We start from the raw sequence: 17,827 nt of genomic DNA, 5'->3' as shown, positions 1-17,827 counted from the left end.
TCTCCTTTTATTCAAATGTCATTTCTGGTAGACATGACAAAATATCTGTTTTTGTGATAGTACCTTGACGTAAAATTTTTGCTTTTTCACCGGATAAATCAAGAATCGTTGAATCATATCCTGTTAAAAAAGCATCATCTTTAATGCCAGAGACCCTACCATTAAATGATACCATAATATCATCAAAATAAACACCACTTTTTTTACCAGAAATATTTGCGGACGGACCAATCAAGGGCCCATGTTCTCTAATAAATTGAAGGGTTAAAGGGTGTTTTGGAACTCGAAAACCAATGGTCTTCATTCCAGAATTAAGCCATTCAGGAACCTTATCGTTAGCTTCTAAAATAATAGTTAGTGGACCAGGTAAAAAACAATCGTATAATTTTTTAAGATACTTTGGCTGATTACTTGAATAGCTAATCATTTCCTCATAAGAAGAAATATTGAGATTTAAAGCTTTGTCTAAGGGTCTTTGTTTGAGTTGATAGACCTTATCTACAGCTGTTTTATCAAATGCTTTAGCAAATAGTCCGTAAACTGTTTCTGTCGGTAAAACAACTGCCCCACCATTTTTTAAAATCTCTGATACACTAGTCATCTGCAATCACCACCATTCTATCAAGTCCAAAGGCATCCTTTAAAATACAAGTGGTTTTGTTTGGAAAAGAAGCTTGAAATAGTTCTTTTACCAACTCCCCTTGTTTATACCCAATTTCTAGGTAAATTTTGCCGTTTTGCTTGAGATGATTTTTACTTTCATTAGCGATTTGTTCATAGATGGCTAATCCATTATTATCAGCAAATAATGCATTATGGGGTTCATATAAAATAACGTTTTTATCAACTTCGTCACTATCAGAGTTTGCAATGTAAGGTGGATTAGAAATAATAATATCAAATTTTTCATCAATAGCATCAAAAACATTTGATAAGTAAAAATTTATCTTGACACGATTTTGTTTTGCATTTTCCTTAGCTAAAACAAGAGCTTCTTGAGAGATATCTGAAGCTGAAACAGACCAGGATGGCTTCTTTTTCGCAAGTGCAATCGCAATCGCGCCACTTCCAGTTCCAATGTCAAGAACGCTTAAGTCATTTTCAAGATTTTCTTTTAAAATCAAGTCTACCAACTCTTCCGTTTCGGGTCTTGGAATCAAAACACGTTCATCAACTTGAAGACAAGTATCATAAAAATCAACCTCACCCACAAGATATTGTGCAGGATAATGGCCTTTTAGTTGATTAGTAATTTCTAATAATAATTGATAGTCTTTTTGTGGAACAGACTCATTTTGTTTTAAAATAAAATCTGTTTTTGACCAATTCTTTTTAACTAAAAAAACATATTCTAAGGCTTCTTTTTCGGCACCTGTTTCTTCAATTTCTGTTTCGAGTTGTGAAAAGATTTGAGCGTAATTCATTAGTTGTTTAACTCTTCTAATTTCTTAGTTTGATCATATAAAACAAGAGCATCTACCACTTCATCAAGTTTTCCGGCTAAAATAGTATCTAGTTTTTGTAAGGTTAAACCGATACGATGATCTGTCACACGATTTTGAGGGAAATTATAGGTTCTGATGCGTTCAGAGCGATCACCAGTACCAATGGTTGATTTGCGTTCAGCATCTTGTTCGTCTTGAGCAATTTGAGCAAAGTGGTCAGCCACTCTTGCTCTAATAATTTTCATCGCTTTGTCTCTATTTTTTTGCTGCGTACGCTCTTCTTGCATTTCAATTTTGATATTGGTTGGTAAATGGACAATACGAACAGCAGTGGCTACCTTATTGACGTTTTGTCCACCAGCACCTGAGGCATGGTAAATATCAATTCGAAGATCATTTGGATCAATTTCATACTCCACATCTTCCACTTCTGGCATAACAAGAACCGTCGCGGTTGAAGTATGAACACGTCCTTGACTTTCAGTCACAGGAACACGTTGGACACGGTGAGCACCACTTTCATATTTTAACTTAGAGTAGACTGACTGGCCTGATACCATAGCAATCACTTCTTTTAAACCACCAACACCGTTGGTGCTGGCTTCCATTACTTCAAACTGCCAGCCTTGGCCTTCTGCATACTTTTGGTACATGGTTAAAAGATCACCTGCAAATAAAGCAGCCTCATCACCACCAGCAGCTCCTCTAATTTCTAAGATAATATTTTTATCATCATTAGGATCTTTTGGTAAAAGAAGAATTTTAAGCCTTTCTTCAAGCTCCTCTTTTTGAGCTTTTGACTCTTTTAATTCTTCTTTGGCCATTTCTTCAATGTCAGCATCGCCTCCAGAGTCTTTAATCATCTCTTCAGCATCCGTAATGGCTTGGAGAACGTCTTTATACTCCTTGTATGTTGCGACTGTGTCGCGTAAACTAGCTTCTTCTTTTGAGAGTTCCATAAATCGTTTAGTGTTACTAACAACTTCTGGGTCACTCAAGAGTTCTCCTAGTTCTTCATAGCGGTTTTCAACCGATTCTAACTGATCATAAATGTTCATAATATGTGATTCCTTTTTATTGTTCTGGGTTAAAGTAGTGTTTACGACAAACGGGGATGTAGGTTTCATTGCCACCGATTTGGATTTGTTCTCCTTGATAGACAGGTTTTCCTTGAACCGTTCTTAAGACCATGGTTGCTTTTTTACTACAAAATTGACAAATGGTTTTAATCTCTTCAATCTTATCAGCCATTAAAAGCAAGTATTTAGATCCTTCAAAGAGCTCATTTCGAAAATCATTTTTTAGACCAAATGCCATTACCGGAACATCTAGTTCATCAACAACTTTGGCTAAGTCATAAACATTTCTTTTAGTTAAAAATTGAGATTCATCAATCAAAACACAGTAAGGCTTGACCTCTAGGTTAGCGATATAAGAAAAAACATCCATATCATCAGAAATAGGAATGGCCGTTCTTTTCATGCCAATCCGACTAGAAACAACGCCAAAACCATCCCTAGTATCAAGTGCACTGGTCATGATAACCACGGGTTTCCCTTGTTCTTCATAGTTATGAGCCACTTTTAAGATCTCAATGGTCTTGCCAGAATTCATTGTTCCGTATTTATAATATAACTGTGCCAAAATATCCTTCTCCTATTTTTAATGTCCTTACTATTTTAACATATTTCTAGCAACTATTCATGTAAATCTTTAGTAACTATAAAGAATTTTGATTGTCGAAGATAAATTTTAATAGCATTGAGAAATCATAATAAAAACCGGTGATAAACCGGTTTAGATACTTACATTTTTGCTTTTTTGACAGTTAGTTCATTTTCCCACTCTTTATACTCTGTTAAATACTCATCTTCTTCTTCGTCTTTAAAACCTTCAAAAACGACTTTTTCAATGTTTTCTTGATTAAAAAAGATAGAATCCTCAGGATTAATCCCTTCTGGATAGACAACTCCCGCATAATCACTGTAAACTTCTTCACCGTCTAAATTAAACTCTGGACCTCTTCCAATAATCATGACTTTTGTTGTTGAGTCTTGTAAGTAAACAATTGTTCCTAGAGGTAATAATTCTGTCATTTTGTTCTCCTTTTGTTTTTTAATTTATTTTTTAGTTTGCCACGTAATTTACCATACCAAATTTCATTGGGAATCTTAAAGTAAGTGCGATATTCGTTTCGGTATTTAAAGAAATAAAAAACTGTCACTATATGTTTGATTATAAATTGTAACATTAAAATATAGCCAATTGAAAAGAATAGGAATATCCAACCATAAATCAAGCTAAATAATTCAAAACCACCTTTATTGATGTCTCCGAAGTGGAAAAACCAGCGATTTAAAATCGATAATAAGAGCAGAAAACCACCATACTTTTTGATAAGGGTTTGTAATAATGTCATCCAATCCTTAGCGGGTTGTTTGTGGTGATAAAGTTGACCTTTGATATTAGAAATTGTTGACCTTATTTTCAATGTTCCAAAATAGATAATGATTAGAACTTGTAATATAAATGCTAAAGAACCAAAGGCACCAAGTGTAAGAGCTGTTGCCAATGGTAGAACAGAAAAAAGCCCAAAAATAGCAAAAAAAATCATAGTCAGCCAACCATAAACAAGTTGATGGGCATAATTTAATTTTGGAATGAAATTAATAAAAACTAATGCTACAAAACTGTACATAAATAGCTCAATAATTGGACGCATAGGTATTCCGATAACGCCCATTAAATGAGCGGTTGATTGTGAAATGATTTTAATATCTTCATTAGGAGCATTTAACATTCCTTCAGGAAACGCAATTCCAATAAAATATCCAATAAAGACTAATGCTAATACGACAAAAGCCAAACATTTTCGCCAAAAACTCATTGACGATAAGACACCAATACCGGCACCATCCTCAGTTAAAATATCTTCAGTTACTATTTTTTTTGATTGGTCAAAACTAGCTCCAAATAATGTTTTTTTAGACATTTCTTTTCCTTAAAAATTTTTAAAATCTATGAAATCAATTTTTATTACTCTATCTTAGCATATTTTAATTGTTATTAAAACCGCTTAAAACAAATTTTTATTATATTCTTTTTCTTATTTATGTTAGAATGTCATTATCAAAGTATAAAGGAGTCCATTATGCCATTTGTAAAAATTGATCTATTTGAAGGACGTTCAGAACAGCAAAAAATTGATTTGGCGCGTGATGTTGCTGATATTGTTTCAAAGCATACTAAGGCACCTAAAGAGGATATTCATGTCTTTATCAACGACATGGTTGAGGGAAGTTACTTTCCTCATGGTGAAATCAAACGAAAAGGTTGAGCAACTTCTCAACCTTTTTAATTGTCATTTAATAAGTCATTTTCTAGTTTCTTAATAACATCTTTTAATAATTCTTTATTGAGATTATACTTAACATTATCATCTGATTTGTTGATGGTTAAGAGTTTCGAATTGACTAATTTTTGCGTGTGAAAAGTCACCGCAGAACTTGTTATTCCAAGATTTTCTGCAATGGTTTTAATCTTAATATCTGGCTTAGTTAAAGCGGCAAAAATCTCGTATCTGGTAACATCACTCATAATTTTTAAAACTGAAGTCAAATCCTCATTATCAAGCTTATCATTGGCGTCATAAATCTCATTAATTCTACTTGAAGCAATGATTAAATAGGGAACATTAACTAATGAAGATATCTTAGTAATTGACAATCGTATTAAATAAGGACTTAAAAAGAAAATTTTATAGGGCGAATCAAGTAAATTTGTAATAAATTCTTTAGAAATATTAGGAATCTTTAAATATGTTTTTTTAACATCAAATCTTTTGGCAAACTCTTCTCTTTCTTTTTGATATTTTTGATAAAAGGGTTGATAGATTGGTTGAAAGGTAAGGATTAAGTCACAAAGACCAGTCATAAATTCTTTAGGATGCTTAAAGGCTTGCAGCCAATACCATTTTTCATCGGCTTTTAAATCAGATGTTTCAATTGCAGTGATATAGTTAAATTCTTTTTCACTTGTTTCTGAAAAATCATTACTAATTAATAAAGACAAAACATATTTGACTTCTTCTTCACTTAGTTTTTTAAATAAAGCCACTACTTCTTTTATCGTCTTTGGATCTTTCTTTTGATTAAGAAGATAAAAATAAAAGGCCGAAGTAATTGAACTATTATAGGGAATAGCTAGATAAAATTGCTTTATTTGTTCTTGATACTTTGAAAAAAGTTCTATTAGTTGATCGGTATCTGGTAACGTGTCTAACAATATTTCTTTTTGTTTACTAGTCATATCAACAAGATAATCTTCAAAAGGTGAATTGAAAAAAACAGGTGCTATTAAAAATTCTAAAATCATACTTTGGTGGTCGTTACTTTGTTTTATTGTCATTTTAAACTCCTTGCTTTATAAATGGTATAGATGAGTAATAGAATAGAACCTACTAAAAAGGTTATTAAAATGAGATTAAGAGGTAAAACGATGACTAAGGCTGAAATTAAGAGTCTAGCTGCAATTGTTCCTAATTGAAAATAAGAACCAATCCCTGACATCAGACTAGCAATCTTATCTTCAGGAAGACTATTCATTAATTTTGCGGACATCTTAGGGTTAATGACAGCTGATAGTATCGCCATGATTAATATAAACGTCATAAAGACATAACTATTGTGCCAAAGCAAACATAAAAAGATAATTGGTGGGAAAAAAGCAATGATGAAAATCATTTTTATTAGTGAGATATTTTTAAACACATTAGGTGCTAAAAAACTACCAATAATTGTTCCTAACGTAAAGGCAAGAGGTAATGCCATAATGGTTGTTGGTACGTTAAGAATGACAAAATTAGCATCTTGATTGATTAACAAAAGAACAACAACACCCAGAATGCTAAATAGACCGTTAAAAATTGGTGCAATCACCATAGAAAATTTAACTTCAGGAATTTTTTTCAATTCCTGAAAGATTAAAAGAATATTTTCTTTCATGCTTTTAAAAATTGACTGATTTGATTCAGGAGTTGTTATTTCTATGGGTTTTTCCATTAACAGTCCTTGTAATTTTGTACGAATACTATAGATAATCAGTCCAGCTAAGGCAAAGGTCCCTGCGTTAGCAAAGGCTAACTGTTGGAAACTCAACCAAGTGATTAATACTGCACCTGTTGGTTGTAAAATAATTGATAAAGCAGAACCTGCTGCCTGTCTAAAACTAATCGCTGCTTCTCTATCATCATCTGAAACAATTCTTAGACTAAGTGGGGTAAACAAACCATTTTCATATTGACCTGAAACATCTGAAAAAAGATTGATAAGAATAGCAATAATGACTATCCAAAGAGCAGGTTGAAAGCCCATCAAGATACCAACTACTGCATATAAGAAAAATCTAAAAATCAGTGTGTACAAAATCGTATCAACTTTATTTTTAGTTTTATCAGCATAAATCCCCATAACAAAGCCAGTGATTATCGGTAAAGTTTCTGAAATACTGACAAGTGCTACTGCTATTTTTGTTTCAGGAATTAAAAGAACATAATTCATAAGGGCATAGTAATAAAGAATATCACCAAAATTTGAAATCATGTCTGAAAGAAAGCTTAACATGAATAATGAATTACGAAAAACTTTTTTCATAAGTACTCCTTTAATATTATATAAAAACATTAAACAATTGTTTAACTAAATAATATCATTATAATAATATTAAGTCAATACTTATTTAAAATTAAATATATACTTAATAAAAAACTCTCAGAAAAATCTAAGAGTTTTTTAACTAAATAATTGTTGTTCTTTACCATCTGGTAAGGGGATTAGTCTAATCAATAGTATGGCTAAAATTAGTGTGACTACTAAAAACCATGACATCATTTCATAACTAAAGTGATCTAAAATAAAACCGATAATATTTTGAAAAACGATAGATGATAGGCTTAACATCGTTTGTGCTACTGCTAATGCTGTAATAATAATTTTTCTATCAACTAAGGAGGAAATGATTTTAAGATTAACCATGATAAACAACATGGAACCCGTGTGTTTTGCTAACAAGGTGACAATAATTTTTAAAAAAATACTACTATCAAAGGCATACACAGTATACTGCAGCGTAAATAAGAGAACAGGCAGAAAAAGAAGGGTTTTACTTTTATATTTGTCCATAAAAGAGTAAGAAAAAAAGATTAATGGTGCTTCACAAATCACTGCAATAGCCACAACAGACGATGCATGACCAACAGATAAGCCACTATTTTGTAAAAGTGCAGGAACAAAGGTATGGCCAGACATCATAACTCCAGAAATGAGGGCAGAAACAAGTAAATAATAGATGAAGGTTTGATTCTTAAAAAGTAGCAATGGACTTACTTTTTTGGAGATATCATCGTTCTTGTGTTTCTCAGAAATGGGTATGCCAAGAACACCAATAAAAGAAAGAACAATACCAATAAGAAAAGCTATAAAAATGGCTTTTGGCGCAATATGATCATATAAAAAACCAGCTAATTGTGCTCCTGTCGCAAAACCAATAGTTCCCCAAATTCGAATACGTCCATAAGGAAACTGACCTGTGGCAGCAATATGTTCAAGAGCAGGGCTATTACCATTTAAAGTGAGTAAAACCCAACTATAACAAAGAGTGATTAACCAAATATTTTTTGTCAAAAGCATGCCTATGCCTCCAAATATTGACAAGAAAAACAAGGTTAAAATCACTTTTTTGTTATTGTAGCGGTCATTAAGATAACCAATAATAGGCTGACCGACCATGGATGCCAAAAAAGACATAGACACAACCATTGAAACTTGACTAGGTCTAAAACCAATATTTAAAAGATAAACTGAGATTAAGGTCGAAAATAAAGACCAGGCTAAAAAATAAAAGTTATACATAAGAAAATAACTAAAATACTCTTTTCGACGTTTTTTAAGCATTTTTTTGTTTACCACTACTCTCTAGATGACGTTATATTTTTGTTTTTCTAGTTTACCATTTTTATAACCATTAATAAAGACAAAAAAAGCTAAGAGAAGTTTTCTTAGCTTCGTATTTTTATAGTCTTTAGAGTCAACTTATAATCGTTTTAAGGAGACTGTTTTTACTCTAGTTTTTTATTTCGAAATAAGTTGATGACTAACGAGATAGTCATGTGCAACGTCTTTTGCAGCTTTTCCTTGAGATTTTACCTGATAATTCATCTCACTCATTTCTTCTTCAGTTATTTTACCAGACAATTCTTCAAGAATGGCTTCAATTTCAGGATACTTTTTAAGAGTATCTTCTCGCATCAGTGGTGCTCCTTGATAAGGAGGGAAAAGTTGCTTGTCATCTTCTAAAAGAACAAGGTCAAACTCTTTGATTTCACTGTCTGTTGAGTAGGCATCCATGATTTGAATATCTCCTGATGAAATTGCTTGATAACGAAGAGCAGGTTCCATTGTTTTAACGTTTAAATTGAGACCATATAAGGATTGTAACCCTTTATTGCCGTCTTCACGGTCGTTAAATTCTAATGTGAACCCTGCTACCACTTCTGGAGCGACTTTACTTAAATCAGAAATAGTTTTTAAATTATATTGATTGGCAAGTTCTCTTGTAACAGCCAAGGCATAGGTGTTTTGGAAAAGCATTGGCTTCAAATAAACTAATTTATCTTGCTTGTAGATATTAGTTTTTGCTAATTCATAAACCTCTTGAGGATCATTTGAAACATCAACTGGATTTGTTAGAAGACTTGATGTCACAGTTCCAGTGTATTCTACATAGATATCAACATCGCCAGATTTTAAAGCTTCATATAAAAAGGTTGTTTTACCAAAATTTGGTTTTAAGGTAACCTTGATATCTGATTGGTCTTCAATCAATTCTTTATACATATTAATGAGAATTTCTGGTTCTGGTCCTAATTTACCAGCAATAACAAGTTCTTTTTGATTTTGATTAGGCATCATGTGTAATTGTGGGAGAAAACTGATGGTTAATCCAACAATCATAGCCATAAAGACTGTCATTATTCGTCTTAATTTTGCTTTTTCTAAATAACCTAGGACAAGATTAAAAATAATGGCTAAAAAGGCAGATGACAATGCACCGATTAAAATAAGACTTGTATTGTTCCTATCAATACCTAGTAGGATAAATGAACCTAATCCTCCAGCTCCTATAAGAGCCGCAAGTGTTGCTGTTCCAATAATCATAACGGCGGAAGTTCTAATACCAGACATAATGACAGGCATGCTTAATGGAATTTCAAACTTCTTTAGCTTCTCCCAACGTGTCATCCCAAAAGCTGTTGCTGCTTCTTTCAAGCTAGGATCAATACCTCTTAAGGCTGTAATTGTATTTTGAAGGATGGGAAATAAGGAATAAATAATCAATGTTGACACAGCAGGAACTGTTCCGATTCCCATAAAAGGAATAAATAAGCCTAAAAGAGCTAATGACGGAACAGTTTGAAAAATCCCAGCAATGTGTAAAACAATTTCTGAAATTTTCTTATTTTTTGCGAGCAAAACTGCCAAAGGAACGGCAATGAAAACAGAGATTAACAAAGCCAGCAAGGAGAGCTGTAGATGCTCGACTAGGGCATTTGTCCAATCAGAAAATCTTTCATTAAAAGTGTCAATTAAAGGCATTATAATCTTCCTCCTTTAAAAAGACTTTTGACAAAGTCATTCTTAGGGGAGTCAAGCAATTCTTCAGGTGCCCCTACTTGAACAATTTCTCCCTTATTTAAAACAGCAATACGATCACCCAAACGAAGCGCTTCATCAATATCATGTGTTACAAAAACAACCGTCATTCCAAATTCTTTTTGTAAGGATAGCGTTAAATCTTGTAGTTGTTTTCTTGAAATGGGATCTAGGGCACTAAAAGGCTCGTCCATTAGCAAGACTTTAGGATTGGTGATAATGGCTCTTAAAATCCCAATACGTTGTTGTTCACCACCAGAAAGTTCACTCGGGTAACGTTTTAAATACTTACTGGCTAAAAGACCAACTTTATCAAGTAAAAGTGTTGTTTTTTCAAGCCGTTCTTTTTTTGACCAGCCTTTCATCTCAGGAATAAGGCCAATATTTTCAGCCACCGTCATATTAGGAAAAAGCGCAATTTGTTGTAAGACATACCCCATTTGCAATCTTAACTCTCTTGGAACAAGTTCGTGAATCAACTGATCTTGGAAATAGACACTTCCTGAAGTTGGTTCAATCAAACGATTTATCATTTTTAATAAGGTTGTTTTCCCACTACCGCTTGGACCAACCAAAACAAAGATTTCTCCTTGTTCTATCGTTAATGATAAATTATTAATAACTGTATTATCATCATACGTTTTAATAATGTTTTTAAATTTTATCATTTGTCATCCTTTCATTTGAAATAGGACTTTTCCTATTTTCTTATGTTATCATAGACAGATAAAATCAACAATTATTTTAATTAAAAAATGATGGCAAATCGCCATCATTTTTATATAATTTTTTTAACTTATAAGCTAAAGTCAAGTACTTTTCTTCCTTGAATAAGCCCTTTTTCCATTTCATCAAAAATGGCAGGAGCATCATCAACTGGACATTTTTCAACGACTGGTACAACAAGTCCTTCTGCACCAAATTGGAAAGCTTCTTCAAGATCTTTTCTGGTTCCAACAAGAGAACCAACAATTTTAATGCCATCTAAAACGGTTTTAACAATAGAAACATCCATCATTTCAGACGGTAAACCAACGGCTACTACTGTACCACCAGCACGAACACTATCCACTGCTTGATTAAAGGCAACTTTTGAAACAGCGGTAACAACAGCAGAATGACATCCGCCAGTTTTTTCTTGAATAAAGCCTGCGACATCTTCAATTTCTTTGCCGTTAACAACTAAATCTGCTCCTACTTGTTTTGCCAATTCCAATTTATCATTATTGATATCGATGGCGACAACATGTGCATTGAAAACTTTTTTAGCGTATTGCACGGCTAAATTACCAAGTCCACCTGCCCCATAGACAGCAATCCATTGACCTGGAGCAGCACCGCCTTCTTTGATAGCTTTATAGGTTGTTACACCAGCACAAGTGATGGAACTTGCTTGAGCTGGATCTAAACCTTCAGGAACTTTTACGGCATAGTCAGCTGTTACCAATGCATACTCACTCATACCACCATCAACACTATATCCTGCATTTTTAACTGTTCGACAAAGGGTTTCACGACCTGTTGTACAATATTCACAGTGACCACATCCTTCAAAGAACCAAGCAATTGAGACACGATCACCAACTTTTAAAGAAGTTACATCATCAGCAATCTCAGTGACTATACCAATACCTTCATGGCCCAAAATACGTCCAGGAACTTGACCGAAATCACCATTTGCCACGTGCAAATCTGTATGACAGACACCGCAATATTCAACTTTGACTAAAGCTTCACCATGACCAATTTTTGGTAAGTCATGTTCAACCACTTCAACACCATTAGATAATTGATTAACGACAACTGCTTTCATATCATTCTCCTTTTCAATTTGTTTATTTTGTGAAATCGTTTACAATTTAATTATACAAAAAATATTTTTAAAAACAATTACTTTGTTACATTTTTAACAATATTTTGTTAACTAGTTAATCAACTTGGGATGCTTTGTTATTGCATTTTTTAAAAGAAGTGATTATGATAAAGATATGATAAAAAAAGTGAATTTATTAGCTGTTTTTAACAGTAAAACTGAAACAATAACTATAAAAAAATTCTTTGAACAAATGTCTAAATCTTTCAATACTGTTTGTCAGATTGATGTGATGGATTTAAGTGAGAATTCTCTTGAAGAAAGAATTGATAAAGGGAACTACTCAGGTCTTTTATCATTCACAAAAATTAACACTTCTCTTCCAACCCTTTTATTTAGTGAAAAACCAGATATTTTTAAGACTATATATATTGCTAATGTATCACAAGCTTTTAGCGATGTGGCTAATGTTCTTTTGATTAGTAATGGTCTTTATTTATTTCTAAATGGCTTAAAAAACAATCTTTTAGATTATTTGCCGTTTAATCTTTCTATTTACGATGAAAATAATCAATTAACTTATACAAATCATCGTCCTGACAATGAATTTTCTATTGAATCTAAAACTAATGAAACAATAGACAATTGGATCGTTACTGAATTAAGTAAATCATCCTCTGATTCATTTTCACTAACGATTCCAACAATGTCTTCTGAGAAAATTTTAATCCATCATTATCAGGCACTGAAGGATATAAACAATGAATACAAAGGCATGAGCCAAAGTGTACTTGATATAAAACCAATTCTTGAAAACTATCTTAATGAAACAGGTCAAGCTATTGTACCCTGGTCTGATGTGACTTCAGGCGCATCTATCAAAAGTGATGAGTTCGATTTATAAAAAGAAGGCTATTAGCCTTTTTTTGATGGTTGTGACTATCTCCTTTCTTAATTTAAACTTGACATTGTATTAGTTATTAGATACAATAATTTTGAATAATGAGAAAGGAAAATAGAATATGATTACTTTTGATCACATCACGAAACGTTACGGTGATTTTGACGCACTAAGCGACCTTAATTTAACCATTAATGATGGTGAAATTTTTGGATTAATTGGTCACAATGGTGCTGGTAAAACCACTACTATTAGTCTTTTAACATCAATTATTGAACCAAGCTATGGTAAGATATTTGTTGATAACTTACCTCTTGTTGAAAATCGTGATGACATTAAGAAAAAAATAGCCTATGTTGCAGATTCCCCAGATATATTTCTCAACTTATCTGCTAATGAGTATTGGCATTTTATTGCAAAAATTTACGGTGTTCCTGATGATACTACTGAAGAAAGAATTAATGAATTAGCCAGTCTCTTTGATATTTCAGACAAACAATATGAAACCATTGATAGTTTTTCTCACGGGATGCGACAAAAAGCGATGATTATAGGTGCACTAATACCAAATCCTGATATTTGGATTTTAGATGAACCTTTAACAGGGCTTGATCCACAAGCTTCTTTTGATTTAAAAGAAATGATGAGAAGACATGCTAAAAAAGGCAATACTGTCCTTTTTTCAACTCATGTCTTATCAGTTGCTGAACAACTTTGTGATCGCATCGGCATCCTAAGAAAAGGTCAGCTAATTTTTGTAGGGACCTTATCAGAATTAAAAGAAAATTATCCAGATAAAGATCTTGAGACTATTTATCTTGAATTGGCTGGAAAAAATGGGAGACAAGAGGCAGGTGAACTTAAATGAATTGGTCAAACATTTGGGAACTCATTAAAGTTAATATTCTATACACCAATCCTCAAGCTGCTACTGCTTTAAGAAATAAACAGAAAAAAAATCCCCATAAAAAAATAGCTGTCTATAAAAAAATGATGCAGCAACAACTACTAGGAACAATCTTTTTTACTGCTATTTTGTTTTACCTTTTTGCAGGTATCGACTATACGAAACAGACAGGTCTATTCTCGTTTCAAGTTGCTACCTTTTCATTGATTACAGCTATCTATGCTTTTTCGACATTCTTTTCCGTTTTTTATGACAGCAAAGATAGTCAACTTTATTTAGCACTACCACTTAAATCAGAAGAAGTTTATCTGGCTAAACTATTATCCTCTCAAGGTATTTCTTTAATGTTTTTAATGCCAGTTTTCATCTTATTTTGTATTGCTTTTGTTCAACAAACCCAGTCCTTACTAGGCATATTGCTTGCGATTATATTAATTCTCATTTTGGTGATATTAGTTAATGCCATTGGGTTAATTCTAGTTAATGTTATTGGAAATATTCTTGTTAAAAGTCCTTACAAAAAAATTATATCAACAACTATTATGATTGTTTCAACACTTCTTTCTGTAGGAATGATTATTTTTGTACAAAATGTTAGCGTTCATATTTCAATAGAAGATAATAGTTTCTCGATGCCAAGTATTCCATATTTTAGAGGCTTTTATGATGTGGTTGTTAATCCATTTAGCATTGATAGTCTCCTTAATTTCTGGTTAGGATTAGCGTTACTATCAGGATTACTTATCTATATCCAAAAAAATGTGGTACCAAATTATATTAATCAATTAAAAAGCATTGATTCTCAAAAAACTTCAAGAATCATTAAAAGAAAAACAACGACCACTACAGATACTAATAAATTGTTATTGAAACATCATCTTTCAACGATAAACAATGGTACTTTAATTGTTCAGAGTTTTATTATGCCAATGATGATGACTATCTCATTTCTTGGTCCTATCTTTAATTCACATAATACTAATGTTTCGAATTTTGATTATTCTTATTTTGGAGTTGCCTTTCTTATTGGTACTGTTTTTGGGAGTATTATGTCTTCCCCGTCAAGTTTTCTAGGAGTTGCACTCTCTTTGGAGCGTGAAAATTTTAATTTTATCAAAACATTGCCTATCAATTTTTCACACTTTATTAAACAAAAATTCCAGTCATTATTTTTTATTCAGTTGTCACTTCCAATTCTCATTTACACTGTTATTGCCTTTTTCTTTTTAGAAATTCCAATCATTTTATTTCTCTCATTTATGATAGGACTTTTACTTTCATCTTTTGTGTTTTCGGAATGGATGTATCAAAGAGACTATAAATTGTTAACGCTTAATTGGCAAAATATCACTCAATTATTTTCAAGAGGAAAAGGAAAATGGTTAACAATTGGTTTAATCTTTGGTAATATGATTATTGGGACAATACTCATTGTTGCTAATCTAGTTTTAAGTAAAAGACAATCTCCTTTAGCTGTTAGTATTGTCGATCTTCTTGTTATCATTCTTTTGCTTTTGTTTTTACATTTACATCTTAAAAAAAGATTTTGGAATCAATTTAAATAAAAAAAGATTACTGATTTTCAGTAATCTTATTTTTTATTAGGCTAAAGCTCCCATTGGATCCCAAGGTGCTAAAACTTTAGGATCTGACTCATAAGCAGCTAATTCTTCTTTAGTTAAGAGTTCTTTTCTAACGACAATCTGGTAGGTATATTCATCCATCCAAGCATCGCTTGCAACAAAGTAACCTTTGTCGCCCACTTTTTCTCCCCAAGAATTTTCAATCTTCCATTTTAATGGCTGACCATTGTCGTCTAAATCAACACCAGTAAGAACCATCGCATGTGTCATTAAACTTTCGCTATAATCAAGGCGTCCAGCCTTGTCTTGAGTCAAAGAGATGTCCATGCTAGATGAAAAGTCATAAGTGTTTAAGGCCATAACACCATTTTTACGATCGCTTGATTGACCAACATCACAACCAAACCAAACAGTTTCTCCAAGTTGCATTTGTTTAATGGCCAATTCTTTAAAACGATCCATCTCAAGATTTAGATATTTAACATCACGGCTACCTACGACATTACCTAAGAGTTCAACAGTGTAGGACTTACCATAAGGCTTGTCTGCAGTTGGTGCATTGATGATTGAAACATAATCAGACAGTTTTAAGCCAACATATTTGTCATAAAAATCTTGAGGTGTGATGTTTTTTTCTGTCACATAGTTATCATTCTTATCTCTGTAAGAAAAATTAAATTCACGTGGTGGTAAACCAAGATTCATTGCTAAGAAGTTAAAAATTTCTTGAAGAAAGCCTTCTTTTTTAGATTGAACTTCTTCAGTTGACGCTTTTGAGCCAACAAGTTCTCTCAATTCTTGTGCGTATTGGCGTAATAATTTATTAAGGTAAACGTTTAATTCACGACTAGCACTGGAAGAAATTGACTCAGGATAAATGTCTTTTGGCACAACACCATATTTTTCAAATAGAGAAACAACCATATCCCATTGACCACCGTCTTGTTGTGGCTTGTCTAAAAGAAATTTAACTTTTCTGCTTCCTAATTCCTGGTCAGCTGTTGCAATAATTTGTTCTAAGAACCAATTTGATTTTTCATACTTATCCCAGAAAAAAGTGTGAGCTTGGGATAATTCAAAATTATCTAGGTGATAATCATGAATTAATTTATGACGGAAAGTATTAAGTGCAGCAAACATCCAACAGCGTCCTGAAGCCTTTTGATTGGCTACTGGGTCTTTTGTTAAGTCGATAGAAAAAGCGTAATGATTGTCAATGGCGCTTTGACGTGTTTCGAGAGATTTTAATAAGCCATTGTGAGTCACGGCATTTTCAACAGCATGAAACTTTGTATTTTCTTCATACTGCTGAAATAATTTTTCAGTAAAATCGTTAGTAATATTTTTCATTTTGTCCTCCTCTAAGTTTGTAAAACTTTATATTATTTTATTATATTATATTGATAAAGATATGCAAGTAAAAAAAAATTAGTGACTAAAAACCCAAACTAATCTAGTTTGGGTGACATTGTTTATTATTAATTCTCAATAGCTTGTGCTGCAGTAATAATGGCTAATTTATAAATATCTTCGTCGTTTGAGCCTCTTGATAGGTCATTAACAGGTTTGTTTAACCCTTGTAAAATTGGACCAATTGCTTCAAACATTCCTAAACGTTCAGCAATTTTGTATCCGATATTTCCTGATTGAAGATCTGGAAAAACAAAAACATTAGCATAACCAGCCACACGGCTTCCAGGTGCTTTAATTTTAGCTGCCGCTGGAACATAAGCAGCGTCAAATTGTAATTCACCATCAATGTTAAGATTTGGAGCTAGCTCTTTAGCCATTTGAGTGGCCTCAGCTACCTTATCAACTGCTGGAGATTTACCACTACCTTTTGATGAAAAGCTCAACATTGCAACACGTGGTTCGATGTCAAAGATTTTAGCTGTTTCAGCAGTATTCACTGCAATTTCTGCCAATTCATTTGCAGCTGGATCAATATTAATCGCACAATCTGCAAAAATTAATTTTTCATTAGTGGTTTCACGATTCATGATGAAAACACCTGATGTTCTTGAAATACCTGGTTTGGTCTTAATGATTTGAAGAGCAGGACGAACAGTATCAGCAGTTGAATGAGCAGCCCCACTAACCATACCATCAGCCAAGCCCATTTGAACAAGCATGACACCAAAGTAGTTAACATCTTTTAAGATGTCATCTGCTTGGTCTTCATTGACTTTGCCTTTACGTAATTCTAAGAATTCTTGCTTCATATATTCAAAGTGAACATAATCATTTGGATCAATGATGGTGATGTTTTTCATTGGAAAGCCTTGTTCAATCAAAAGCGCTTTAACTAATACTTCATCACCAAGAATAATTGGTTCTAAAATACCTTCAGCTTTCAAACGACCAGCTGCTCTAATTACACGCTCATCATCACCTTCTGGAAAGACAATTTTAAGATTTTTACCAGCAATTTTTTCTGTTAATGTGTCAAATAGTGTTTTCATTATACCAT

Annotated in this window: 18 protein-coding genes; 4 read left to right on the top strand and 14 right to left on the bottom strand. The window is 32.7% G+C overall.

What is annotated here, in order from left to right:
- Positions 1 to 7: 7 nt before the first annotated feature.
- The 6 genes from N7659_RS01585 to N7659_RS01560 form a co-directional block, all read right to left on the bottom strand.
- Positions 8 to 601 (bottom strand): L-threonylcarbamoyladenylate synthase, encoded by a 594-nt coding sequence (locus N7659_RS01585; RefSeq protein WP_263275494.1) that lies wholly within the window; start codon positions 599 to 601, stop codon positions 8 to 10.
- Complete coding sequence (prmC, locus tag N7659_RS01580) at positions 594 to 1,424, bottom strand: peptide chain release factor N(5)-glutamine methyltransferase (protein ID WP_263275493.1); 831 nt, start codon at positions 1,422 to 1,424, stop codon at positions 594 to 596. Before prmC ends, N7659_RS01585 begins: the two co-directional genes overlap by 8 nt.
- Entirely contained in the window at positions 1,424 to 2,503 is a 1,080-nt protein-coding gene (gene prfA, locus N7659_RS01575; RefSeq protein ID WP_263275492.1) for a peptide chain release factor 1, read from the bottom strand. The genes prmC and prfA overlap by 1 nt, the downstream gene beginning before the upstream one ends.
- Positions 2,504 to 2,519: 16 nt before the next feature.
- Positions 2,520 to 3,089 carry a thymidine kinase gene (locus N7659_RS01570; RefSeq protein ID WP_263275491.1) on the bottom strand — a complete coding sequence of 190 codons (570 nt, stop codon included), beginning with the start codon at positions 3,087 to 3,089 and terminating at the stop codon, positions 2,520 to 2,522.
- A 161-nt stretch (positions 3,090 to 3,250) separates the two neighbouring features.
- Positions 3,251 to 3,541, bottom strand: a complete 291-nt coding sequence (locus N7659_RS01565; RefSeq protein ID WP_263275490.1) for a DUF4176 domain-containing protein — start codon at positions 3,539 to 3,541, stop codon at positions 3,251 to 3,253.
- Positions 3,538 to 4,437 (bottom strand): hypothetical protein, encoded by a 900-nt coding sequence (locus N7659_RS01560; RefSeq protein ID WP_263275489.1) that lies wholly within the window; start codon positions 4,435 to 4,437, stop codon positions 3,538 to 3,540. Before N7659_RS01560 ends, N7659_RS01565 begins: the two co-directional genes overlap by 4 nt.
- Positions 4,438 to 4,596: 159 nt before the next feature.
- Between N7659_RS01560 and N7659_RS01555 the strand changes: the two genes are divergently transcribed.
- Complete coding sequence (locus N7659_RS01555; protein ID WP_263275488.1) at positions 4,597 to 4,782, top strand: 4-oxalocrotonate tautomerase; 186 nt, start codon at positions 4,597 to 4,599, stop codon at positions 4,780 to 4,782.
- A 17-nt stretch (positions 4,783 to 4,799) separates the two neighbouring features.
- Here N7659_RS01555 and N7659_RS01550 read toward each other — a convergent pair whose 3' ends face one another.
- The 6 genes from N7659_RS01550 to adhP all read right to left on the bottom strand — a co-directional run bounded on the left by N7659_RS01550 (position 4,800) and on the right by adhP (position 11,966).
- Positions 4,800 to 5,852, bottom strand: coding sequence for an ArsR/SmtB family transcription factor (locus N7659_RS01550; RefSeq protein WP_263275487.1), 1,053 nt, complete (start codon positions 5,850 to 5,852; stop codon positions 4,800 to 4,802).
- Positions 5,849 to 7,096 carry an MFS transporter gene (locus N7659_RS01545; RefSeq protein ID WP_263275486.1) on the bottom strand — a complete coding sequence of 416 codons (1,248 nt, stop codon included), beginning with the start codon at positions 7,094 to 7,096 and terminating at the stop codon, positions 5,849 to 5,851. Before N7659_RS01545 ends, N7659_RS01550 begins: the two co-directional genes overlap by 4 nt.
- A 138-nt stretch (positions 7,097 to 7,234) precedes the next feature.
- Positions 7,235 to 8,395, bottom strand: a complete 1,161-nt coding sequence (locus tag N7659_RS01540; RefSeq protein ID WP_263275485.1) for an MFS transporter — start codon at positions 8,393 to 8,395, stop codon at positions 7,235 to 7,237.
- A gap of 177 nt (positions 8,396 to 8,572) precedes the next feature.
- Positions 8,573 to 10,099, bottom strand: coding sequence for an ABC transporter permease/substrate-binding protein (locus N7659_RS01535; protein ID WP_263275626.1), 1,527 nt, complete (start codon positions 10,097 to 10,099; stop codon positions 8,573 to 8,575).
- Positions 10,096 to 10,821: an ABC transporter ATP-binding protein gene (locus tag N7659_RS01530; protein ID WP_263275484.1), complete on the bottom strand. Its 726-nt coding sequence runs from the start codon at positions 10,819 to 10,821 to the stop codon at positions 10,096 to 10,098. The genes N7659_RS01535 and N7659_RS01530 overlap by 4 nt, the downstream gene beginning before the upstream one ends.
- A 128-nt stretch (positions 10,822 to 10,949) precedes the next feature.
- Positions 10,950 to 11,966 (bottom strand): alcohol dehydrogenase AdhP, encoded by a 1,017-nt coding sequence (gene adhP, locus N7659_RS01525; RefSeq protein ID WP_263275483.1) that lies wholly within the window; start codon positions 11,964 to 11,966, stop codon positions 10,950 to 10,952.
- Between the two features lie 175 nt (positions 11,967 to 12,141).
- On the opposite strand from adhP, the gene N7659_RS01520 reads away from it, so the two are divergent.
- The 3 genes from N7659_RS01520 (at position 12,142) to N7659_RS01510 (ending at position 15,339) form a co-directional block, all read left to right on the top strand.
- Positions 12,142 to 12,870 carry a hypothetical protein gene (locus N7659_RS01520; RefSeq protein WP_263275482.1) on the top strand — a complete coding sequence of 243 codons (729 nt, stop codon included), beginning with the start codon at positions 12,142 to 12,144 and terminating at the stop codon, positions 12,868 to 12,870.
- A 118-nt stretch (positions 12,871 to 12,988) separates the two neighbouring features.
- Positions 12,989 to 13,735 (top strand): ABC transporter ATP-binding protein, encoded by a 747-nt coding sequence (locus N7659_RS01515; protein WP_263275481.1) that lies wholly within the window; start codon positions 12,989 to 12,991, stop codon positions 13,733 to 13,735.
- Positions 13,732 to 15,339: an ABC transporter permease gene (locus tag N7659_RS01510; RefSeq protein WP_263275480.1), complete on the top strand. Its 1,608-nt coding sequence runs from the start codon at positions 13,732 to 13,734 to the stop codon at positions 15,337 to 15,339. Before N7659_RS01515 ends, N7659_RS01510 begins: the two co-directional genes overlap by 4 nt.
- A gap of 36 nt (positions 15,340 to 15,375) precedes the next feature.
- Here the strand turns inward: N7659_RS01510 and pepC are convergent, their stop codons facing one another.
- Complete coding sequence (gene pepC / locus N7659_RS01505; RefSeq protein WP_263275479.1) at positions 15,376 to 16,707, bottom strand: aminopeptidase C; 1,332 nt, start codon at positions 16,705 to 16,707, stop codon at positions 15,376 to 15,378.
- A gap of 128 nt (positions 16,708 to 16,835) precedes the next feature.
- Complete coding sequence (gene pta / locus N7659_RS01500) at positions 16,836 to 17,819, bottom strand: phosphate acetyltransferase (RefSeq protein WP_263275478.1); 984 nt, start codon at positions 17,817 to 17,819, stop codon at positions 16,836 to 16,838.
- Positions 17,820 to 17,827 lie beyond the last annotated feature (8 nt).

Source organism: Streptococcus sp. CSL10205-OR2 (genome assembly GCF_025660655.1).
Lineage (GTDB): Bacteria > Bacillota > Bacilli > Lactobacillales > Streptococcaceae > Streptococcus.
Note: the sequence above shows the minus strand (reverse complement) of the source record. Positions and strands in the feature narration are given on the sequence as shown.